The sequence below is a fragment of the Sulfurimonas marina genome (assembly GCF_014905095.1).
GTDB lineage: Bacteria > Campylobacterota > Campylobacteria > Campylobacterales > Sulfurimonadaceae > Sulfurimonas > Sulfurimonas marina.
Map to the genome: position 1 here is coordinate 249,185 of NZ_CP041165.1, position 21,529 is coordinate 270,713.

General features: G+C 36.3%; 18 protein-coding genes. 12 read left to right on the top strand and 6 right to left on the bottom strand.

What is annotated here, in order from left to right:
* Nucleotides 1-58 precede the first annotated feature (58 nt).
* From rplA to FJR03_RS01420, 9 genes are all read left to right on the top strand, one after another.
* Nucleotides 59-751, top strand: a complete 693-nt coding sequence (gene rplA, locus FJR03_RS01380; RefSeq protein WP_193114718.1) for a 50S ribosomal protein L1 — start codon at nucleotides 59-61, stop codon at nucleotides 749-751.
* A 204-nt stretch (nucleotides 752-955) separates the two neighbouring features.
* Nucleotides 956-1,438: a 50S ribosomal protein L10 gene (rplJ, locus tag FJR03_RS01385; protein ID WP_193113886.1), complete on the top strand. Its 483-nt coding sequence runs from the start codon at nucleotides 956-958 to the stop codon at nucleotides 1,436-1,438.
* A 75-nt stretch (nucleotides 1,439-1,513) separates the two neighbouring features.
* Nucleotides 1,514-1,885, top strand: a complete 372-nt coding sequence (gene rplL, locus FJR03_RS01390) for a 50S ribosomal protein L7/L12 (RefSeq protein ID WP_193113887.1) — start codon at nucleotides 1,514-1,516, stop codon at nucleotides 1,883-1,885.
* A gap of 215 nt (nucleotides 1,886-2,100) precedes the next feature.
* Nucleotides 2,101-6,246, top strand: a complete 4,146-nt coding sequence (gene rpoB, locus FJR03_RS01395; protein WP_193113888.1) for a DNA-directed RNA polymerase subunit beta — start codon at nucleotides 2,101-2,103, stop codon at nucleotides 6,244-6,246.
* A complete protein-coding gene (rpoC, locus tag FJR03_RS01400) occupies nucleotides 6,239-10,759 on the top strand; it encodes a DNA-directed RNA polymerase subunit beta' (RefSeq protein ID WP_193113889.1) in 4,521 nt (1,506 codons plus the stop codon). The genes rpoB and rpoC overlap by 8 nt, the downstream gene beginning before the upstream one ends.
* A gap of 192 nt (nucleotides 10,760-10,951) precedes the next feature.
* Nucleotides 10,952-11,326 (top strand): 30S ribosomal protein S12, encoded by a 375-nt coding sequence (gene rpsL, locus FJR03_RS01405; protein ID WP_193113890.1) that lies wholly within the window; start codon nucleotides 10,952-10,954, stop codon nucleotides 11,324-11,326.
* Between the two features lie 103 nt (nucleotides 11,327-11,429).
* Entirely contained in the window at nucleotides 11,430-11,897 is a 468-nt protein-coding gene (gene rpsG / locus FJR03_RS01410; RefSeq protein WP_193113891.1) for a 30S ribosomal protein S7, read from the top strand.
* Nucleotides 11,898-11,917: 20 nt separating this feature from the next.
* Nucleotides 11,918-14,008 carry an elongation factor G gene (gene fusA / locus FJR03_RS01415; protein WP_193113892.1) on the top strand — a complete coding sequence of 697 codons (2,091 nt, stop codon included), beginning with the start codon at nucleotides 11,918-11,920 and terminating at the stop codon, nucleotides 14,006-14,008.
* 107 nt (nucleotides 14,009-14,115) lie between these two features.
* Nucleotides 14,116-14,787 carry a hypothetical protein gene (locus tag FJR03_RS01420; RefSeq protein WP_193113893.1) on the top strand — a complete coding sequence of 224 codons (672 nt, stop codon included), beginning with the start codon at nucleotides 14,116-14,118 and terminating at the stop codon, nucleotides 14,785-14,787.
* A gap of 2 nt (nucleotides 14,788-14,789) precedes the next feature.
* On the opposite strand, the gene FJR03_RS01425 is transcribed toward FJR03_RS01420, so the two are convergent.
* Nucleotides 14,790-15,503 (bottom strand): arginyltransferase, encoded by a 714-nt coding sequence (locus FJR03_RS01425; RefSeq protein WP_193113894.1) that lies wholly within the window; start codon nucleotides 15,501-15,503, stop codon nucleotides 14,790-14,792.
* Nucleotides 15,504-15,551: 48 nt separating this feature from the next.
* Between FJR03_RS01425 and FJR03_RS01430 the strand changes: the two genes are divergently transcribed.
* On the top strand, nucleotides 15,552-15,878 hold the full coding sequence (locus FJR03_RS01430) for a hypothetical protein (protein ID WP_193113895.1): 327 nt from the start codon (nucleotides 15,552-15,554) through the stop codon (nucleotides 15,876-15,878).
* Nucleotides 15,879-15,886: 8 nt separating this feature from the next.
* Here FJR03_RS01430 and prfB read toward each other — a convergent pair whose 3' ends face one another.
* Nucleotides 15,887-16,987: a peptide chain release factor 2 gene (prfB, locus tag FJR03_RS01435; RefSeq protein WP_193114719.1), complete on the bottom strand. Its 1,101-nt coding sequence runs from the start codon at nucleotides 16,985-16,987 to the stop codon at nucleotides 15,887-15,889.
* 84 nt (nucleotides 16,988-17,071) lie between these two features.
* On the opposite strand from prfB, the gene panC reads away from it, so the two are divergent.
* On the top strand, nucleotides 17,072-17,893 hold the full coding sequence (panC, locus tag FJR03_RS01440; protein WP_193113896.1) for a pantoate--beta-alanine ligase: 822 nt from the start codon (nucleotides 17,072-17,074) through the stop codon (nucleotides 17,891-17,893).
* On the opposite strand, the gene FJR03_RS01445 is transcribed toward panC, so the two are convergent.
* Genes FJR03_RS01445 through flgB form a run of 4 tightly spaced genes read right to left on the bottom strand, consistent with a single transcriptional unit; the run spans nucleotide 17,870 to nucleotide 20,919 of the window.
* Entirely contained in the window at nucleotides 17,870-19,630 is a 1,761-nt protein-coding gene (locus FJR03_RS01445) for a peptidoglycan D,D-transpeptidase FtsI family protein (RefSeq protein ID WP_193113897.1), read from the bottom strand. The genes panC and FJR03_RS01445 overlap by 24 nt on opposite strands.
* Before the next feature lie 27 nt (nucleotides 19,631-19,657).
* Nucleotides 19,658-19,963 carry a flagellar hook-basal body complex protein FliE gene (fliE, locus tag FJR03_RS01450; protein WP_193113898.1) on the bottom strand — a complete coding sequence of 102 codons (306 nt, stop codon included), beginning with the start codon at nucleotides 19,961-19,963 and terminating at the stop codon, nucleotides 19,658-19,660.
* A 15-nt stretch (nucleotides 19,964-19,978) separates the two neighbouring features.
* A complete protein-coding gene (gene flgC / locus FJR03_RS01455) occupies nucleotides 19,979-20,473 on the bottom strand; it encodes a flagellar basal body rod protein FlgC (protein WP_193113899.1) in 495 nt (164 codons plus the stop codon).
* Between the two features lie 14 nt (nucleotides 20,474-20,487).
* A complete protein-coding gene (gene flgB / locus FJR03_RS01460; protein ID WP_193113900.1) occupies nucleotides 20,488-20,919 on the bottom strand; it encodes a flagellar basal body rod protein FlgB in 432 nt (143 codons plus the stop codon).
* A 193-nt stretch (nucleotides 20,920-21,112) separates the two neighbouring features.
* Between flgB and FJR03_RS01465 the strand changes: the two genes are divergently transcribed.
* The gene (locus tag FJR03_RS01465) at nucleotides 21,113-21,529 is read left to right on the top strand and encodes a type II secretion system protein (protein WP_193113901.1); all 417 of its coding nucleotides are present in this window, start codon (nucleotides 21,113-21,115) and stop codon (nucleotides 21,527-21,529) included.

Genomic DNA, 21,529 nt, shown 5'->3' on the forward strand with positions numbered 1-21,529 from the left:
TCATCGACCACAATGATTTAAAATTGTGTGGCAGAATTTTTAGATGGAGAAATTTGTAATGAGCAAAAGATATAAACAATTACTAGAAAAAGTTGACAGCTCTAAGTCTTATACAATCACTGAAGCTTCTTCAGCTGTAAAAGAGCTAAAAAGTGCAAAATTTGACGAGACTGTTGAAATTGCAATGAATTTAAATGTTGATCCACGTCACGCTGACCAAATGGTACGTGGTGCGATCGTTCTTCCACACGGTACTGGTAAAACTGTACGTGTAGCTGTATTTGCTAAAGGTGCAAAAGCTGACGAAGCTAAAGCTGCTGGTGCTGACATTGTTGGTACTGATGAGTTAGTTGCACAAATTAAAGAAGGTAACATCGATTTTGATATCGTTGTTGCTGCACCAGACTGTATGGGTCTAGTTGGTCAAGTAGGACGTATCCTAGGGCCAAAAGGTTTAATGCCTAACCCTAAAACTGGTACTGTAACTCCAGATGTTGCTACTGCTGTTAACAATGTTAAAGGTGGTCAAGTAAACTTCAGAGTTGATAAAAAAGGTAACATTCACGCTGGTATCGGTAAAGCAAGTTTCGATGCTGATAAAATTGCTGAAAACCTTTCTACTTTTGTAAAAGCTATTAATAAACAAAAACCAGCTTCTTCAAAAGGTCGTTACATCAAAAATGCTGCACTTAGTTTAACTATGTCTCCAGCTGTTAAACTTGATATAGCTGAACTTTTAGATACAAAGTAGTATAATATAAACTTCCGAGAACTTTCTCGGATAGTTTTGAAAGTTTTTATTTTGAGATTTTTTATCTTAAAGTAAAGATTTTCATTTTTTGATGGGAATCTGAATTACTTGGACTAAAGAGAGTCGGGGGCATAAACTGGAAACAGTTGCTTAAAAAGTCCTTTCTACCCCACTTGAAGTTTTATGTCTGGGAAGGAGAAATTTATGCTTAAATCTAAAAAAGCTGAAGTTATCGAGCAATTATCTAACTCTTTTGCTGAAACAACTGCTGTAGTTATTTGTGACTACAAAGGTTTAACAGTTTCAGAATTAGAAGAGTTAAGAAAAGCTGCTCGTGCTAAAGACGCAAGTGTTCAGGTTGTTAAAAATACTTTAGCAAACATTGCACTAGAAAAAGCAGGTATGACAGGTGTTGAACTTAAAGATACAAATATCTTTATCTGGTCAAACGAAGTTATTAATGCTCCAAAAGTTGCTGCTAATTTCGCTAAAGATAATGAGAAACTAGTTGTTAAAGCTGGTTACTTAGACAAAGAAGCAGCTGATGCAGCGCAAATTGATGCTTACGCTAAACTTCCAGGACGTGAAGAACTTCTTGGTATGCTTGCTGCAACTTGGATGGCACCACTTACAAACCTTGGGTTTGGTCTTGATGCACTTAGACAAAAAAAAGAAGCTGAGGCTTAATTTTTTGTAACTAGTTACTAGTCTAGATAAAACTAGTAAAAAAAATTAAAATTAAAAATACCATAGGAGAAAATTATGGCTGTAACTAAAGAAGATGTATTAGAATTCATCTCTGGATTATCTGTATTAGAATTATCTGAGCTTGTTAAAGAGTTCGAAGAAAAATTTGGTGTATCTGCACAACCTGTAGCTGTTGCTGGTGTTGCTGGTGGTGAAGCTGCTGGTGGAGCTGAGCAAACTGAATTCAACGTAATGTTAACTGACGCTGGTGCTAAAAAAATCGGTGTTATTAAAGTTGTTCGTGAACTTACTGGTCTTGGTTTAAAAGAAGCTAAAGATGCATGTGAAAACTTACCATCTACAATCAAAGAAGGTGTAGATAAAGAAGCTGCTGAAGAAGCTAAAGCTAAATTAGAAGAAGCTGGTGCAACAGTAGAAGTTAAATAATTTTAACTCACTTTTTTATGGAGGGCTTAGATCCCTCCACTTTCTGGGCGCTTTAGTAAGAAGAGGGAACTCTCCTTATTAAAGTGCCCTTATGTCGTTTATAAGCACTATAAAAAATCTCTTTGCAATAAGAGTAAATTTCAAATCTAGGGACGCCTAGAATTTGATAGTTGATTTGCAAAAAATCATTAATTAACAACTTATCGAGGTAGCCTATGTTAAACACTTTATATTCCGGAAACCGTCTTCGTGTAGACTTCTCTAAAACTCCTCAAGAAATAGAAGTACCAAATCTATTACAACTTCAACAAAGTTCATATGAAAAATTCTTAATGTTAGAATCAAAAGATAGAGATGCAAGTGGAATCGAAAAAGTATTCCAATCAGTATTCCCTATTCATGATGCACAAAACAGATTAACTGTAGAATACATCGGTTCTGAAGTTACTAATCCTAAATATACTGTACGTGAATGTATGGAAAGAGGACTTACATATGCAGTAAGTCTTAGAATGAAAACACGTTTAGTATTATGGGACAGAGATGAAAATACTAAAGAGAAACTTGGTGTAAAAGATATTAAAGAACAATCTATTTTTGTTCGTGATATTCCTTTAATGACAGACAGAACATCATTCATTATTAATGGTGTTGAGCGTGTTGTTGTAAATCAGTTACACCGTTCACCGGGTGTTATCTTCAAAGAGGAAGAATCAACAACTGCAAGTTCTAAACTTATCTATACTGGTCAAATTATTCCAGATCGTGGTTCATGGTTATACTTTGAGTACGATCCAAAAGATATCCTATACATGAGAATCAACAAGCGCCGTAAGGTTCCTGTAACAATTATGTTTAGAGCATTAGGTTACTCAAAACAAGATATCTTAAAACTGTTCTATCCGATTCAAACAATTAAAATTGAAGATAACAATTTTGCGATCGAGTTTAATCCAACTGATTATTCTGGACGTTTAGGATATGATCTAGTTGACACTAACGGAAAAACATTAGTAGCTGCTGGTAAAAGATTATCTGCTAAAAAAGCACAAAAATTTATTGAAGATGGTTTAGCAGAAGTTCAATATCCAATTGAAGTTTTATTAGAGCGTTATTTAGCTGAACCAATTATTGATCCGGAAACTGGTGAAGTATTATTTGACACTATGACACACATTGATGAGTCTAAGTTAAAGAAAATGGCTGAAATCGGTGTAACAGAATTCAGAATCGCTAACGATTTAGCTGAAGGTGTTGATAGCTCAGTTATCAATGCATTTAATGCTGATGCTGATTCACTTAAACTTCTAAAACAAACAGAAGAGATTGAAGATGAAAACGATTTAGCAGCGATCCGTATTTACAAAGTGATGCGTCCTGGTGAGCCTGTAACTAAAGAAGCAGCTCATGCATTCGTAAATCAACTTTTCTTTGATCCTGAAAGATATGACTTAACTCAAGTTGGTCGTATGAAAATGAACCATAAACTAGGTCTAAATGTACCTGAGTATGTAACGGTTCTTACTCATGAAGATATCATCGAGTCTGTAAAATACGTTATCAAAGTTAAAAATGGTCAAGGTCACATCGATGACAGAGATCACTTAGGTAACAGACGTATTCGTGCTATCGGTGAGCTTTTAGGTAACGAGTTACACAACGGTTTAGTAAAAATGCAAAAAGCTATCCGTGATAAATTATCTACTATGAGTGGACCAATGAATGAGCTAATGCCTCATGACCTTATCAACTCTAAGATGATTACATCGACTATTATTGAGTTCTTCTCAGGCGGTCAATTATCTCAGTTTATGGACCAAACTAACCCATTATCTGAGGTTACTCACAAACGTCGTCTATCAGCTCTTGGTGAAGGTGGTCTTGTTAAAGAGCGTGCCGGATTCGAAGTGCGTGACGTTCACCCGACTCACTACGGTCGTATCTGTCCAATTGAGACTCCAGAGGGTCAAAATATTGGTCTTATCAATACTTTAGCATCATATGCAAAAGTTAATGAGCATGGTTTCATTGAAGCACCGTACAAAGTGATGAAAGACGGTGAAGTTACAAAAGAGATTGTATATCTAACAGCTACTCAAGAAGAAGGTGTGATGATCGCAGCTGCTTCAAATGCATTAGATGAAAACGGTCAATTTGTAGAAGAACTTATCTCTGTTCGTCAAGATGGTGAGATCTTATTAAGAAGCCCTAAAGATTGTCAATATGCTGACCTTTCATCTAGTATGGTTGTTGGTGTAGCTGCTTCACTTATTCCATTCCTTGAGCACGATGATGCCAACCGTGCACTTATGGGATCGAACATGCAGCGTCAAGCAGTGCCTTTATTAAAAGCACAAGCTCCAATGGTTGGAACAGGTGTTGAGAAACTTGTAGCACGTGACTCTTGGGAATGTGTTAAAGCTAAGCGTGGCGGTAAAGTTGAAAAAGCTGATGCTAAACATATCTATGTAATGGGTGAAGAAGATGGTGAGATTTTTATCGATTACTATCCATTACAAAAGAACTTAAGAACGAACCAAAACACTTCTTTCACGCAAAAACCTATCGTTAACGTAGGTGATATAGTTGAAAAAGGGCAAATTATTGCTGATGGTCCAAATATGGATCAAGGTGAACTTGCTCTTGGTGTAAATGCAATGGTTGCTTTCATGCCTTGGAACGGTTATAACTTCGAGGATGCGATCGTTATTTCTGAAAAGTTAATTCGTCAAGATGCATTTACTTCAGTACATATCTACGAAAAAGAGGTTGAAGCTCGTGAACTTAAACATGGTGTTGAAGAGATCACTCGTGACATCCCTAATGTTCGTGATGATGAATTAGCACACTTAGATGAATCTGGTATTGTTAAGATCGGTACACAAGTAAAAGGTGGAATGATCTTAGTTGGTAAGGTTTCTCCAAAAGGTGAAGTTAAACCAACTCCTGAAGAGAGACTTTTACGTGCAATTTTCGGTGAAAAAGCTGGTCACGTTGTAAATAAATCTTTATACTGTCCACCATCTATGGAAGGTGTTGTTGTAGATATTAAAGTATTTACGAAAAAAGGTTACGACAAAGATCCTCGTGCATTAGAGCTTGAGAAAGAAGAACGTGATCATTTAGAGCGTGAGCACTATGACAGACTAATTATGATCGATAAAGAAGAGATGTTACGTGTAACTAAACTTCTTACTCGTGAACCATTAGTAAGCGATGTAAAAATCGGTGATAAAGAGTATAAAGCCGGAGATTTAATCAATGGTGATGACTTAGCTGGTATCAACCGTTTTGCTATGAACAATGTTGTAAAATCTTTCTCTGAAGAGATTCAAGACCAGTACAACAAAACGAAAAACCATTTCCAAAAGCAAAAACGTCTATTTAGAGATGAGCATGAAGAAAAACTTTCTATTTTAGAAAAAGATGACATCCTTCCAAACGGTGTTGTGAAATATGTTAAAGTTTACGTTGCTACTAAACGTCACCTAAAAGTTGGTGATAAAATGGCAGGACGTCACGGAAATAAAGGTATTGTTTCTAATATCGTTCCTGAAGTTGATATGCCGTACATGGAAGATGGACGTTCAGTTGATGTATGTCTTAACCCACTAGGGGTACCTTCTCGTATGAATATCGGTCAGATTTTAGAGATGCACCTTGGTATGGCTGGACGTGAACTCGGTAACCAGATCCAAGCTCAGTTTGAGACAAAACAAAAAGATTTCTTAGACAACTTACGTGCTAAGATGATTGAAGTTGCTGACATTGCAGGTCTAATGAATGCAAAAGAGACAATCGGTGCTATGGATGATGAAGAGTTTTTAAAACATGCACGTGACTGGGCAAAAGGTGTTAAGTTCGCTACACCTATCTTTGAAGGTGTAAATGCAGTAGAGTTTGAAAAACTTTATGAAGCAGCACGTATGGCGGAAGATGGTAAAGTAGCACTTTATGACGGTAGAACTGGTGAAAAACTAAAAGAGCGTGTAAATGTTGGGTATATGTATATTCTTAAACTTCACCACTTAGTTGATGAAAAAATTCACGCTCGTTCAACTGGACCATACTCTCTTGTTACTCAACAACCGGTTGGTGGTAAAGCACTATTTGGTGGACAAAGATTCGGGGAGATGGAAGTTTGGGCTCTTGAAGCATATGGTGCTTCTGCAGTTCTTAAAGAGATGCTTACAATCAAATCTGATGATGTTGATGGTCGTGTACGTGCATATAAAGCACTTACAAAAGGTGAGTCTGTACCAGCTTCTGGTATCCCTGAGACTCTATTCGTATTAACAAAAGAGCTTCAAGCACTAGCTCTTGATGTAGATATTATGGACGAGGTAGAAGATAATGAGTAAATTAGTACCAGTTGAAGTAACAGAAGATAGCAGACCACAGGATATTAAACAGCTTCAGTTTAGACTAGCGTCACCTGAAAAAGTTTTATCTTGGTCAAACGGTGAAGTTAAAAAACCTGAAACTATTAACTACCGTACTTTAAAGCCTGAACGTGACGGGCTTTTCTGTGCAAAAATTTTCGGACCTGTTCGTGACTACGAGTGTCTTTGTGGTAAATACAAAAAGATGCGTTACAAAGGTGTTGTATGTGAGAAATGTGGTGTTGAAGTAACATCTACAAAAGTTCGTCGTACTCGTATGGGGCATATCGAGCTTGTAACTCCTGTTGCACACATTTGGTATGTATCTTCATTACCATCTCGTATCGGTACACTTCTTGGTATCAAAATGAAAGATTTAGAGCGTGTACTTTACTACGAAGCATACATTGTAGAAGAGGGTGGTGAAGCATACTATGATGCTGAAGCAAAAACTCCTGTTGCTAAATATGATGTATTAAATGAAGAACAATACCGTACATTAGTTCAAAGATTCGGTGAATTAGGTTTCAAAGCTCGTATGGGTGGTGAAGTTGTTCGCGATCTATTAGACTCTATTGATCTTGTTGAAGTATTTAACCAATTAAGAGAAGAGATCGAAGAGACTCGTTCAGAAGCTAAGAAAAAAACAATCAACAAACGTTTAAAAGTTATTGAGTCTTTCTTAAACTCTGGAAATAATCCAGCATGGATGATGTTAACTGTATTACCGGTTCTTCCACCAGATTTACGTCCACTTGTATCACTTGATGGTGGTAAATTTGCAGTATCTGATGTTAATGATCTTTATCGCCGTGTTATCAACAGAAATCAACGTTTAAAACGTTTAGTTGAACTTGAAGCTCCGGAAATTATTGTTAGAAATGAAAAGCGTATGCTTCAAGAGTCTGTTGATGCACTTTTTGACAATGGTCGTCGTGCAAATGCTGTTAAAGGTGCAAACAAACGTCCACTTAAATCTTTAAGTGAAATCATTAAAGGTAAACAAGGTCGTTTCCGTCAAAACCTTCTTGGTAAGCGTGTTGACTTCTCTGGACGTTCTGTAATCGTTGTTGGACCGGACCTTAGAATGGATCAATGTGGTTTACCTAAGAAAATGGCTCTTGAGCTGTTCAAGCCGCATCTAATCGCTAAATTAGAAGATAAAGGGTATGCAACTACAGTAAAAGCTGCTAAGAAAATGATCGAAGACAAAACAAACGAAGTTTGGGAATGTCTTGCTGAAATCGTTGATGGTTATCCAATTATGCTTAACCGTGCACCGACACTTCACAAACTATCGATCCAAGCATTCCACCCAAGACTAATTGATGGAAAAGCTATTCAGCTTCACCCATTAGTTTGTGCTGCGTTTAATGCCGACTTCGATGGTGACCAGATGGCTGTTCATGTACCTTTAAGTTCAGAAGCTATTGCTGAAGCAAAAGTTCTTATGCTTGCATCTATGAACGTTCTTCTTCCGGCTTCTGGTAAAGCGATCGCTACACCTTCACAAGATATGGTCCTTGGTATCTACTACCTATCTTTAGAGAAAAATGGTGTAAAAGGTTCTAATAAACTATTTGCTAACGTTGATGAAATTAACATTGCATTAGAGAACAAAGCGCTTGATATTCATGCAAAAGTTAGAACTCGTGTTGATGGAAGAATTATCCATACAACTGCCGGTCGCCTTTTAATTAAAGCAATCCTTCCAGATTTTGTTCCTGCTGAATTATGGAATAAAACTATGAAGAAAAAAGCTATCAATGAGATGGTTGACTATGTTCAAAAGCATGGTGGTATTGGTGTAACTGCATCATTCTTAGATAGATTAAAAGATCTAGGTTTCAAACATGCGACTGAGGCTGGTGTATCTATTTCAGCTGATGATATTCGTGTTCCAGATATGAAAGAGGGGAAAATTAACGAGTCTAAAAACCGTGTAATTGAGATCCAAAAACAATTTGAAGCAGGTCTTTTAACTGAACAAGAAAGATACAATAAAATTATCGACGTTTGGACAGATACAAATAATACACTTGCAGCAGAGATGATGGAACTGGTTCAAAACGATAAAGACGGTTTCAACTCTATCCATATGATGGCTGATTCTGGTGCGAGGGGTTCTGCAGCTCAGATTCGTCAGCTTGCTGGTATGCGTGGTCTTATGGCTAAACCAAGTGGTGACATTATTGAGACTCCGATTATCTCGAACTTCAAAGAGGGTCTAAACGTAATCGAGTACTTTATTTCAACTCACGGTGCGCGTAAAGGTCTTGCCGATACAGCACTTAAAACAGCGAATGCGGGTTACTTAACACGTAAACTTGTTGACGTTGCACAAAACGTGAAAATTGTTGAGCATGACTGTCATACTCACGAAGGTATCGAAATTACAGATATCTCTGATCAAAATACGTTAATCGAGTCTTTAGAAGACAGACTTAACGGTCGTGTACTTGCTGATGATGTAATCGACCCAATCTCTAATGAGATCCTTTTTGCAGAGGGTACATTACTTGACGAAGAGAGTGCAAAAGTTATTGCTGAGGCTGGAATCAAGTCAGCTCACATTAGAACTCCGACAACATGTAAAAGTGAAGAGGGTATCTGTGCACTATGTTACGGTGTTAACCTTGCAACTGGTCACATTGTACGTCCTGGTGAGGCTGTTGGTATTGTAGCTGCTCAATCAATTGGTGAGCCGGGTACACAGCTTACACTTCGTACATTCCACGTTGGGGGTACTGCGAGTTCAACTGCTCAAGAGCGTCAAGTTGTAGCTGAAAAAGAAGGTTTTATCCGTTATTATAACCTTAAAACGTACCAAAACAAAGAGGGTAAAAACATAGTAGCTAACCGTCGTAATGCGGCTGTATTACTTGTTGAGCCAAAAATTAAAGCACCTTTCTCTGGAAAAGTTGAAATTCAAACTATCCACGATGAAGTATTAGTAAGCATTACAGGTAAAGATGAAACTGTTCGTTACGCACTTCGTAAAAATGAGATCGCTAAGCCTAATGAGCTTGCTGGTGTAAGCGGTCAAATTGAAGGAAAGTACTACTTCCCATATGCAAATGGAACAGAAGTAGAAGCAGAAGATTCTATCGTTGAAACTATTAAAGACGGATGGAACGTACCATCACGTGTACCATACGCATCTGAATTATTAGTTGATAACGGTGCACCTGTTACACAAAAAATCTATGCTAAAGAGCAAGGAACTGTTAAGTACTTCCTACTTAAAGGTGACTATTTAGAAAGATTTGAAGGTCTTAAATCTGGTTACGAAGTAAAAGAGAAAGGTCTTTTTGCAGCTGTAATTGATGAGAACAACCGTGAGGCTGTACGTCACTACATCGCACGTGGTTCAGTTATCGTTACAGAAGATGATGAAGTAGTTGAATCAACTAGTCTTATCGCTAAACCTGCATCTGATGAATCAGTTGTAATTGCAGAATGGGATCCATATTCAAATCCTATTATCTCTGAAGCAAGCGGTAAAGTGAAATATGAAGATATCATTGTTGGTACTACAGCAACTGAGCAACTTGATGAGCTAACTGGTAAAACTCGTCTAATGATTAATGATCACATCTCATCTGAGTACAAGCCGACAATCGTGTTAGCTACTGAAGATGGTGAGTTATTACGTTATGCAATTGAGCCTAAATCTTCTTTATTCGTTAAAGATGGTCAAGAGGTAAAAATTGCTGATATCATTGCGAAAACACCAAAAGCACTTCAAAAGTCATCGGATATTACAGGGGGTCTTCCACGTGTATCTGAACTATTTGAAGGTCGTCGTCCTAAAGCTACTGCACTTATCTCTGAGATAGATGGTACAGTAAGTTTTGGTAAACCGTTACGTGGTAAAGTGCGTATCATTGTAAGCAACTCTGAAAACGGTATTGTAAAAGAGTACTTTGTAGATAAATCACACGAAGCAGTTGTTAATGCAGGTGACTTTGTTCACGCTGGTGAGCGTTTAACTACTGGTATCTTGTCTTCACACGAGTTATTAAGAATTATGGGTGTTAAAGCACTTTATAATTACCTCGTATCTGAAGTACAACAAGTTTACCGTTCTCAAGGGGTTAATATCGCTGATAAACATATTGAGGTTATCTTCACTCAGATGTTAAGACAAGTTAAGATCTTAAAATCTGGAGATACGAAGTTTATCGAAGGTGATTTAGTTTCTAAAGCAAAATTTGCTCAAGAGAATGAAAAAATTATCCGTCTTGGTGGTCGTCCTGCGATTGCTGAGCCATTCCTTGTTGGTATCACACGTGCTGCAGTATCTGCTGATTCTATTATCTCAGCTGCATCATTCCAAGATACAACTAAAGTATTAACTGAAGCTGCTGTAAGTGCTAAAGTTGATAACTTAGACAACTTAAAAGAAAACGTTATTATTGGTAGAACTATCCCTGTTGGTACAGGTATCTACAAAGATAAAACAGTAACTTTTGAATCTTCAGAAGAGTAGGGAGTAAGCCTTTAGGCTACTCTTTACAACTTTCAACTATTTATCCAAAAAATCTACATCTATTTTAAAACAAATTAAAAACCACTTAAAATAAGCAAACTTTAATTACTATTTCTGTAGTATTTCGTGTCTATAACTCTCTAAATTTTAGTGAGTTACATTCTACTGGAAAAATTAAGTTAAAGGAAATATATGCCTACAATCAATCAATTGATTCGTAAAGAGCGTAAAAAAGTAGTAAAGAAATCAAAATCTGCTGCTTTAAAAGCTTGTCCACAGCGTCGTGGTGTATGTACTCGTGTTTACACAACTACACCTAAAAAACCAAACTCGGCTTTAAGAAAAGTTGCAAAAGTTAGATTAACTTCTGGAATCGAAGTTATTTCATATATTGGTGGTGAGGGTCACAACCTTCAAGAGCACTCTATCGTACTAGTACGTGGTGGTAGGGTAAAAGATTTACCGGGTGTTAAGTATCACATCGTTCGTGGTGCACTAGATACTGCTGGTGTTGCTAACCGTTTAGTTGGTCGTTCTAAATACGGTACTAAAAAACCTAAAAAATAGTAGAACTATTTTTTTAAGATATATTCAAAGATAGCTGCAGGGTACAACTAGATGTACTTTGAGTAAATTTTTTGAAAAAAATTGAAGATAAGGAAAAAAACAAATGAGAAGAAGAAAAGCTCCTGTTCGTGAAATTATGCCGGATCCAGTATATGGAAGCAAAGTTTTAACGAAATTTATTAACAAAGTAATGTTAGATGGTAAAAAATCTACTGCAGAAAAAATTATCTACAGTGCGTTAGATGTAATCTCTGCAAAAGGTGAGAAATCAGGAATCGATACATTCAACGAAGCTATTGAGAATATTAAACCTATTATTGAGGTTAAAAGTCGCCGTGTTGGTGGTGCTACTTATCAAGTTCCAGTAGAAGTACGTCCAGTGCGTCAACAGTCTTTAGCTATCCGTTGGTTAGTTGATGCTGCAAGAAAAAGAAATGAAAGAACAATGGCTGAGAGATTAGCTAACGAGTTTATGGATGCTGCTGCTGAAAAAGGTACTGCGTTCAAGAAGAAAGAAGATACTTACAAAATGGCTGAAGCAAATAAAGCATTTGCTCACTACCGTTGGTAATATAATAAGGTAATTATAAAATGGCAAGATCTCATAAATTAAGCGATGTAAGAAACATTGGTATTGCTGCTCACATTGATGCTGGTAAAACAACAACAACTGAGCGTATCCTTTTCTATACAGGTGTTGAGCATAAAATCGGTGAAGTTCACGATGGTGCTGCAACAATGGACTGGATGGAGCAAGAGCAAGAGCGTGGTATTACAATTACTTCAGCTGCTACAACATGTGAATGGAGCGGTAAACAAATTAATATTATCGATACTCCGGGTCACGTTGACTTTACTATTGAAGTTGAGCGTTCTATGCGTGTACTTGATGGTGCTGTATCTGTATTCTGTGCAGTTGGTGGTGTTCAACCTCAATCTGAAACAGTTTGGAGACAAAGAAACCGTTATGGTGTACCTTCAATCGTTTTCGTAAACAAATATGATAGAACTGGTGCTGATTTCTATGAAGTAGAGCGTCAAATTCGTGAGCGTCTTAAAGGGAATCCGGTTCCTATTCAACTTCCTATCGGTGCTGAAGATCAATTCGAAGGTGTAATTGACTTAGTACAAATGAAAGAGATTGTTTGGGATGCTGAAGCTGCTATGGGTTCTGCATACAATACACAAGATATCCGTGCTGATTATCAAGAAAAAGCTGAAGAATACCGTGAAAAAATGATTGAAGAGATCTCTGCAGTTGACGGTAATGAAGAGTTAATGGAAAAATTCTTAGAGGGTGAAGATATCTCTGAAGAAGAATTAAAAGCTGCAATCAAAGCTGCTACTATCGGTATGCACATTGTTCCAATGACTGTTGGTACAGCTTTTAAAAACAAAGGTGTTCAAACTTTACTTGACGCTGTTGTTGATTACCTTCCAGCTCCAACTGAAGTACCGGCTATTAAAGGTACAATGATGGATGATGAAGAGCAAGAAGTTACAGTTCCTTCAACTGATGATGGTGAATTCGCTTCATTAGCATTCAAAATTATGACTGACCCATTCGTTGGACAGTTAACTTTCATCCGTGTTTACCGTGGTTCTTTAGAATCAGGTTCATACGTACACAATTCAACTAAAGATAAAAAAGAGCGTATTGGTCGTATCATGAAAATGCATGCTATCAAACGTGAAGAAGTTAAAGAGATCTACGCTGGTGAGATCGGTGCGGTTGTTGGTCTTAAATATACTACAACTGGTGATACTCTTTGTTCTGAAAAAGATAAAGTTGTTCTTGAAAGAATGGACTTCCCAGATCCGGTTATCTCTGTTGCAGTTGAACCAAAAACAAAAGCTGACCAAGAAAAAATGGGTATCGCTCTAGGTAAACTAGCTGCAGAAGATCCATCTTTCCGTGTTGCTACTGATGAAGAGACTGGTCAAACTATTATTTCTGGTATGGGTGAGTTACACCTTGAGATTATTGTTGACCGTATGAAGCGTGAGTTTAAAGTTGAAGCTGAAGTTGGTGCTCCACAGGTATCTTACCGTGAAGCTATCAGAAGCGAAGTTGACAAAAACTACAAATATGCTAAACAGTCTGGTGGTCGTGGACAATATGGTCACGTTGTATTCAAAATGAAACCAGGTGAAGCTGGTGAAGGTCTTGTATTCCACAACGAAATCAAAGGTGGTGTTATTCCTAAAGAGTACGTTCCTGCTATTGAAAAAGGTATGGAAGAGTCTATGAAAAACGGTGTACTTGCTGGCTTCCCAATTGAAGATGTTGAAGTTACACTTTACGATGGTTCTTACCACGAAGTTGACTCGAATGAGATGTCATTCAAAATCGCTGCTTCAATGGGATTCAAAGAAGCTGCTCGTGAAGCAAGCCCAGCTATTCTTGAACCAATCATGAAAGTTGAAGTTGAAGTACCTGAAGAGTATATGGGTGACGTTATCGGTGACCTTAACCGTCGTCGTGGTCAAGTTAACTCTATGGGTGATAGAAGCGGTAACAAAATTGTTGACGCTCACGTTCCTCTTTCTGAGATGTTCGGATACTCTACTGATCTACGTTCAAATACACAAGGTCGTGCTACATACGCTATGGAATTCGATCACTACGAAGAAGTTCCAAGAAACGTATCTGAAGAGATCATCAAAAAACGTAACGGATAATTTTTATCCATCCTCTATAAGACTTCCATTTGGAGGTCTTATAACCCCTTCATTATCTAATAAATCAAAAATTTGCTATAATACCACAAAAATTAATAGGTTATAAAATGCGTAAATTGTTCTTATTAGTATTATTATCTACACTACTTTTTTCGAAAAATCCCGATGTATATGCTGCTTTAGGTGATGTTATATATAATAATGTTGACAATATTAGTAAGTTAAAAGATATAAATCAATTTAGTGTTTACAAGGATAAAATAGAAAAATATACTCAAAAAGTAAATGCTACAAAAGCTTTTGGTTTTAAAATAGAACAGGGGGAACCAAACTTTGATAAAAAAACCTATTTATCAAGTTTAAGAGCACTTTCCAGAGATAATGATTTCTTTTTGCGATTAGCTAAAAAATTTTATGAAGATTCAATTACAACAGAAAACTCGCAACTTTTTTCTGAGATAATCAACAGTGGTCTTATTAATACTGATGAACATAAACAAGAGATTATTGACTACTATTTTGCACATCAAGAAGATATAAATGCTTCAGGTGTTATACAAGCATTTCTTGATGCAGATGCAGGTCTTAGAGGGAAAAAAGAGACTGAGCTAAAAAATATAAAATCAAAAAGAGAACGTGAACTTGAGAGAATTAAGCAGATAAGAGAAAAAGACAAAAGAGAACAAGAAGCACTAGAGCAAAAACTGCAAAAAGAGTTAGAAGCTAAGAAAAAAGAGGTTCGTGAAGAACAAAAAAGAGAGCTGTTAAAAACGAGATAATATCAAGACCAGTTAAACTCTTCATACTCACTCGGTCTGCCTTCTAAAGTGACATATGGAGTGTAATCTTTCTTATACTCTAAAGATGGACATCCTTCTACATAGTAACCTAAATATATCCATTTTTTTTCGTATCGCTTTGCAAATTCTATCTGTTTATATAAAGATAATCTACCAAGAGAATATTGTGCAAAGTCCGGATTGTAATAGAAATAGATCGAAGATATTCCATCTTGCAAAATATCTATAAGATCAACACCTATAAGTTTGTCTTGAAAAAAATATAACACTTCATAACCGAAATTTTCATATCCGCTGACAAAAGAATTAAAGTAATGATCAGGAGAAGTTGGAGAATAATCCCACCCCTTTTTTTCATTCATATATTTATGGTACTTATCAAAAAGTTCTAGATGGGTTTTTGTCATTGTAGGGTGTTGTACAACAATAGAGATATCTTTAGCTTTTTTTAGTACACGTCTGGCAGATTTTGAAAATATAAAATTATTAACATCTATTTTTATACTTTGACATTCATGACAATCTGTACATATAGGTCGAAAATACATTTTCCCAAATCTTCTATATCCTCTTTCTATTAACTCTTGACAAGCAGTAGCAGAACATTTGTCTATTACTTTATAGTGTGTAGTTTGTTGCATATTTTCTAGATATGAGCATTTATCTTCGAGTAGAAATTCTTTAAGTAAGTTCATAAGTGAATTTTGACATAATTTTGCTTTATTAAAAGCTAAAGGTTAATTGTGGAATTTTTTTTAAAACATCAGACAGTTATTTTTAGAAGTGTAGGTGCTTTTTTACTTGTAATGGGATTCGCACTTTACTTTTGGGCAGCGCCGCAAAAAGTATTAAGTGAGAATGAAAGGGCAGCTGCAAACTTAGCACGTATGGAAGCTTCTGTAAGTGGCAGTAGTTCATCAAAGGCTTCAGCACGACAGCAATCAAATGCTTCACCAATATCTGCAGCTATGCAAGAAACACAAAAAAAACAGATTAGAATGTTAATGATTATGGTAATGATATTTGGCGCAGGGTTTTTAGGATACAGTTTTTTAAAAAAGAAAGAATAAAGAGATGATTACTCCTCTTTATTCTGTGCTATAAGTACCCCTTCGATCATCTTATCGATATCACCGTCAAGAATAGCCGGAACATTTGTGTAAGCTTCGTTACTTCTTGTATCTTTTACTTGTTGATACGGTTGCATAACGTACGAGCGGATCTGATGCCCCCAGCCAATTTCACTTTTTTCTATACCAGCTTCTTTGGCTTTTTGCTCTTCAAGTTCTAATTCATATAAACGTGATTTTAACATCTTCATTGCAGTAGCTTTATTTTTATGTTGACTTCTATCATTTTGACACTGTACAACTACTCCGGTTGCTATATGGGTAATACGGATAGCAGATTCAGTTTTATTAACGTGTTGTCCACCTGCACCACTCGCACGGTAAGTGTCTATACGAATATCTTTATCTTCTATAACAATATCGATATCATCATCAATTTCCGGTGAAACCATAACAGAGGAGAATGATGTATGTCTTTTGGCATTGGAATCAAACGGAGAAATACGAACAAGTCTGTGGATACCGTTTTCAACTTTTAAATAGCCATAAGCATTCTCACCTTTAATGAGAATAGATACATCTTTGATACCCGCTTCATCACCTGCTTGATAATCTAGTACTTCTACCTTAAAATCATGTCTTTCTGCCCAACGTTTATACATACGTAGCAGCATACTTGCCCAGTCTTGAGATTCTGTTCCCCCGGCTCCAGGATGGATCGAAAGAATTGCATTTGAAGCATCACTCTCACCGCTGAGTAAAACTTCGATCTCCATAGAACGGATCTGTTCTTCAAGTTCGGGAGCATCCGCAAAAAGTGCCTCTATAGATTCTTCATCATCTTCCTCTTTTGCCATCTCATAAAGATCAGCTGCATCATCAACGGCAGATTTGGCAATATTATATTTTTCTAGTTTTCTTTGAATCTGAGTTTTCTCTTTTTGGATCTTTGCAGCATTTGTCGCATCGTTCCAAAATTCAGGATCGTTTTCAAGTGTTTCGATCTCTTGGAGTCTCTCTTGCAATTTCGCAGGTTCAACTACACCCGTAATATTCTCCATTTTTATTTTGATATTTTTTAAAAGTTCTGTGTATTCGTAGTTATCCATAGTTTTCCCATTATCTTCTATGTTATAAAGATATATCATAGATACTTGTTATATAATTGCGATTATATTATATTGGGACTTAAAATGAAGATTATTTATGAACCATTAGAGTTACAGACATATCTAAAAGAGCAAAATAAAACTATAGGGTATGTACCGACAATGGGTGCACTTCACGAAGGGCATATAGAGCTGATAAAAAATGCTAGAAAAGCAAATGAGCTTGTTGTTGTATCTATTTTTGTGAATCCGACACAATTTTTAAAAGGGGAAGATTTAGATAAATATCCCCGTCGTGATGAAGCTGATAAAAAAATATGTGAACTAGCCGGTGTAGATGTTGTATTTTTTCCAAGTAAGGAAAATATCTACTTTGAAGATGAAGTAAAGATTGAAGCTCCAGAGGTTAGAGGCTATGTACTTGAAGGTGCAACACGTCCGGGACATTTTTCCGGAGTTCTTAGAATTGTTATGAAGCTTTTAAATATAGTGAATCCTACACGTGCTTATTTCGGAAAAAAAGATGCACAACAGCTAAATCTGATTCAACTAATGGTAAAACACTATTATATGGATGTAGAGATAGTTCCTGTAGATACTGTTAGAGAAGCTGATGGACTTGCAAGAAGCAGTAGAAATATCTATTTGAGTACTGATGAGAGAAAAGAAGCACTGAAAATATCGGCATCATTATATGCAGCTTCTAAAATGATATCAAAAAATATTCTTGATGTGGAGGAGATCAAAGGTGAGATGCTTACAATTTTATCACCTTTAGAGATCGGATATGTTGAAATAGTGAATCGTGAATTTGAGCCAATTAAAAAAGCTGAAATAGGGAACACTGTTATTTTAGTAGAAGTAGTTGTCGGTAAGACAAGATTACTCGACAATATCTGGTTGTAGATACCCGTCTTCAACCATAATATCAATCGCTTTTTTAAATACGGGTACAGCAGTTTGTGCGGCAAACTGACTCTTTTTCGGTTGAACAACTACAACACCCATTGTATATTTTCTTTTTTTGTCATTGACAAAACCGATAAACGAGGTGTTGTATTTGTTAACGTATCTCCCTTTTTCAACGATATGGGCAGTCCCAGTTTTTCCACCCACTTCTAAGCCGGGAGTGATCGTCTTTACCCCCGTTCCTTTATTTACTGTTTTAATCAAGATATCTTTCATTCTTTGAGCAGTTGTACTTTTTATAGCTTCCACTTGTTCTTCGTAAGGAATTTTAGTCTCTTGATTGTATTCGTTGATCAAAGAGCGTAAAAGTTTTGGATAGACCATCTTTCCGTTATTATTAAAGGCTGAATAGGCACGTAAGAGTTGCATGAGGTTTGCTCGCAGGCCATACCCGTATGAACAAGTAGCTTTATAGATCTGATTTTCTAAACGTTTTGCACTTGGAATAGAACCTTTTTTTTCATAGATAAGATCATGAGTAGAGGATTTTGAAAAGCCAAACTTTTTCAGCCCATCATAAAACTCAAAACCGGATAGTTTTTGGGCTAGTTGAGCAATACCCACATTTGATGAGTGAACAATAACATTTTCAGCACTTAACCAGTCAAATCTATGTTCATCAGTGATCATTTTTCTACCAATTTTAAAGCGGCCGTTATGTCCATTGACTAGATCATAAGGATTAACAAGTTTTTTTTCCAGGAGTAAAGAGAAAGTGACTGGTTTCAGTACACTTCCCGGTTCAAAGCTATACTCAATCATCCCACTGTTTAAAGAGGGGTAGTCACTTTTTTTAATCTCTTTTGGAAAGTAACGGTTGGAACTCGCCATTGCAAGGATATCACCGTTAGTAGAGCTCATAACTGCAAGCATAATTTGTTTTGCTCTTAGTTCCTCTTTCATCTGATCAAGCATTTTTTCTATTTTTATCTGTAAAGCTACAGGGATAGTTATCTTTAGATCAAGTCCGTTAATTTGGGGTTTTGTAAAACTCTCTTTATTTAATAATATATAGCTGTTGACATCACGTTTACCTCGAGAGTACCCATCTTGTCTTGCAGAAAGCTCATCATCAAAACGTTTTTCTAATCCTTTAACACCTTTTACAAATGTGTATCCATCTTCTTCGAGTTTATGTGGATAACCGATGATAGGAGTTAGAAGGTTGCCGTAATTATATTCACGACTCTCCCCACTTTCAATAATATTAAGACCATGAACTGAGAGTAAACCTGTACGAGGATTTTTTAATGCTTTGAATACTTTAAAACGTCTAAGTTCATACGCAAGTTTTTTTAAATAATGTGCTTGGATTTGGGGAATGTTGTAACTTAAAACGACAACACCTTTATGATTATTGATTTTTTTGAGGATAGTTTTTTTCTCCATCCCCGAATAGATAGAGAAAAGTTCTACAAAAAGATCTTTTTTTTGCGGGTCTATATAACGGGTATTGACAACAGCTTTAAAAAGTTTTTTGGTAGTAGCTATGTGAAAGCCGTCAGCACTAATGATGCTACCGCGTGATGCTTTTGAACTTTCAGCCGTGTACTTTGAAGGGATGTGTCTTGGATCAAGAACCGTAAAAAGCATTACGGCAAGAAATACTAAAAATCCTGTAAATATTATGCCGTAGAGAAGAAGGATTTTTCCACTTTGGTTTTGGTTGATCATATAGTTTGGAGTATTGCTAAGAGAAGATTAGAGTTGTGTTCTACTGATCTCTTTATAAGCATTTAATGCTTTGTTTCTAATCTCTAGCATAAGTTTCATACTTGTTTCTGCTTTTCCGATAGCCATAGCAGCCTGATGAAGATCTTTTACTTGTCCTGTTGCGAGATCTGCAATTGCCTGCTCTTTATCTTGTTGAATCTCATTTGTCTCGTTGATGGCAGATTTTAATTGTTTAGCAAATTCATCTGAAGCATTTGATGGAGCTGATTTTGCATTGTTTTTAAGTAGATCAGCTGTTGAGATATTTGCTAAGCTATTTACATTGTTATTCATCTTTTACAACTTCCTTTACTGTAACAGTGATATTGCACTGTTTGCCATATTTTTTGCACTTTCGAATGCAGCGACATTTGCCTGATATGAACGAGTCGCTTCAACTAAATCGGCCATTTCCACAACAGGATTAATATTTGGATAGGCAACATATCCGTTTGCATCTGCATCTGGATGATTTGGTTCATATTTTAGTTGTGCTTTAGAATCATCACGAGAGATTTTATCAACTACTACACTCATTATAGCAGGATTTACCTTTTTTCCAAATTCACCTTCATTTAAGGGGTCTTGATACTCAGCACTGTTTGTCTCATCTGTGAGTGCTTTATTGTAATAATCATTAAAGTTGATAGCTTTAAATACTACCTCTTTACGGCGATATGGTCCACCTTCATCAGTCCGTGTTGTTTGTGCATTTGCAATGTTTGATGATATTACATTTACACGAACACGTTGAGCCGAGAGACCATATCCGCTGATATCAAAGCTATTTAAAAAATTACTCATTTGTTAAACCTTTACTAACTTACTTTTTGTGATGCTTCTATTACAGATTTAAAAATTGCACCATCTTTTTTATTGGCTTGTATTAAAGCATTGAACATAATAGAGTTTTTACTCATCTCTGTTGTTTCTACATCTATATCTACACTGTTTCCGTCATTTCTTGCCATATGACCATCTCTGAAAAAGAGTGTTGCTTTCGTTTCAGAATTTTGAGCACTCGGTGTTAAGTGTTTAGAATCAGTTGTAGCCATTTGCAGTTGATTGCTATCTTTGGCATACAGAGCTGCTTCTTTTGCTTTTAGTGCATTTTCAAAACTAATATCTCTAGGTTTGTAATAAGGTGTATCTGCATTGGCAATATTTGAAGCGATCATATCTTGACGTGCCGCACGATAATCAAGAGCATCTTTGATTAGTGAATGCGTTTTTGAAATCTCTATACTCATAAATACACCTTTTAGTTTTTATTGTACAAAGACAAGCATTTTTTATTCCAAATATATAATTGTGATAATAAAAATGAGAAATACTCTAGTTTTTAGTGAAAAAGTAATGTTTAAGCATATTTTAATATTTATAGGCTCATAATTAGCGATAAGGTTACAAGAGTAATCCAATTTACTTAATTAAGGAGTTCTTATGAAAAGAGCTGGTTTTACAATGATCGAATTGATCTTCGTTATCGTTATTTTAGGTATTCTTTCAGCAGTTGCTTTACCGAAATTTATTGGTGTATCTGAGCAAGCGAAAGCTGGAAAATGTAAAGCATTCGTTGGTACGATGAACCGTACAGTATTACCTGGTATTTGGGCTGGTGCTATTGCAGATGAGGCTACAGATGATAACATTTCTGATTACTTTACGGAAGGTAATTTAACTGCACAAATGAGTGATTATCCGACGACTGACTGTAACGCTAGTGCAGCAGATGTGGAAGGTCTACTTCAAGATGGTACTACACGTACAATTACATTTGGTGATACTTCATATTCAATTGAAAGAAATGTTTCAGCAAGTACAAGTGAATCTCCAATTTTAGTTTGGAAGAAAAACTAA

What these genes read in the sequence shown, in the direction of transcription:
- rplA (WP_193114718.1), top strand. Translation starts at nt 59, where the DNA reads ATGAGCAAAAGATATAAACAATTACTAGAAAAAGTTGACAGCTCTAAG.
- rplJ (WP_193113886.1), top strand. Translation starts at nt 956, where the DNA reads ATGCTTAAATCTAAAAAAGCTGAAGTTATCGAGCAATTATCTAACTCT.
- rplL (WP_193113887.1), top strand. Translation starts at nt 1,514, where the DNA reads ATGGCTGTAACTAAAGAAGATGTATTAGAATTCATCTCTGGATTATCT.
- rpoB (WP_193113888.1), top strand. Translation starts at nt 2,101, where the DNA reads ATGTTAAACACTTTATATTCCGGAAACCGTCTTCGTGTAGACTTCTCT.
- rpoC (WP_193113889.1), top strand. Translation starts at nt 6,239, where the DNA reads ATGAGTAAATTAGTACCAGTTGAAGTAACAGAAGATAGCAGACCACAG.
- rpsL (WP_193113890.1), top strand. Translation starts at nt 10,952, where the DNA reads ATGCCTACAATCAATCAATTGATTCGTAAAGAGCGTAAAAAAGTAGTA.
- rpsG (WP_193113891.1), top strand. Translation starts at nt 11,430, where the DNA reads ATGAGAAGAAGAAAAGCTCCTGTTCGTGAAATTATGCCGGATCCAGTA.
- fusA (WP_193113892.1), top strand. Translation starts at nt 11,918, where the DNA reads ATGGCAAGATCTCATAAATTAAGCGATGTAAGAAACATTGGTATTGCT.
- FJR03_RS01420 (WP_193113893.1), top strand. Translation starts at nt 14,116, where the DNA reads ATGCGTAAATTGTTCTTATTAGTATTATTATCTACACTACTTTTTTCG.
- FJR03_RS01425 (WP_193113894.1), bottom strand. Translation starts at nt 15,503, where the DNA reads ATGAACTTACTTAAAGAATTTCTACTCGAAGATAAATGCTCATATCTA.
- prfB (WP_193114719.1), bottom strand. Translation starts at nt 16,987, where the DNA reads ATGGATAACTACGAATACACAGAACTTTTAAAAAATATCAAAATAAAA.
- panC (WP_193113896.1), top strand. Translation starts at nt 17,072, where the DNA reads ATGAAGATTATTTATGAACCATTAGAGTTACAGACATATCTAAAAGAG.
- FJR03_RS01445 (WP_193113897.1), bottom strand. Translation starts at nt 19,630, where the DNA reads ATGATCAACCAAAACCAAAGTGGAAAAATCCTTCTTCTCTACGGCATA.
- fliE (WP_193113898.1), bottom strand. Translation starts at nt 19,963, where the DNA reads ATGAATAACAATGTAAATAGCTTAGCAAATATCTCAACAGCTGATCTA.
- flgC (WP_193113899.1), bottom strand. Translation starts at nt 20,473, where the DNA reads ATGAGTAATTTTTTAAATAGCTTTGATATCAGCGGATATGGTCTCTCG.
- flgB (WP_193113900.1), bottom strand. Translation starts at nt 20,919, where the DNA reads ATGAGTATAGAGATTTCAAAAACGCATTCACTAATCAAAGATGCTCTT.
- FJR03_RS01465 (WP_193113901.1), top strand. Translation starts at nt 21,113, where the DNA reads ATGAAAAGAGCTGGTTTTACAATGATCGAATTGATCTTCGTTATCGTT.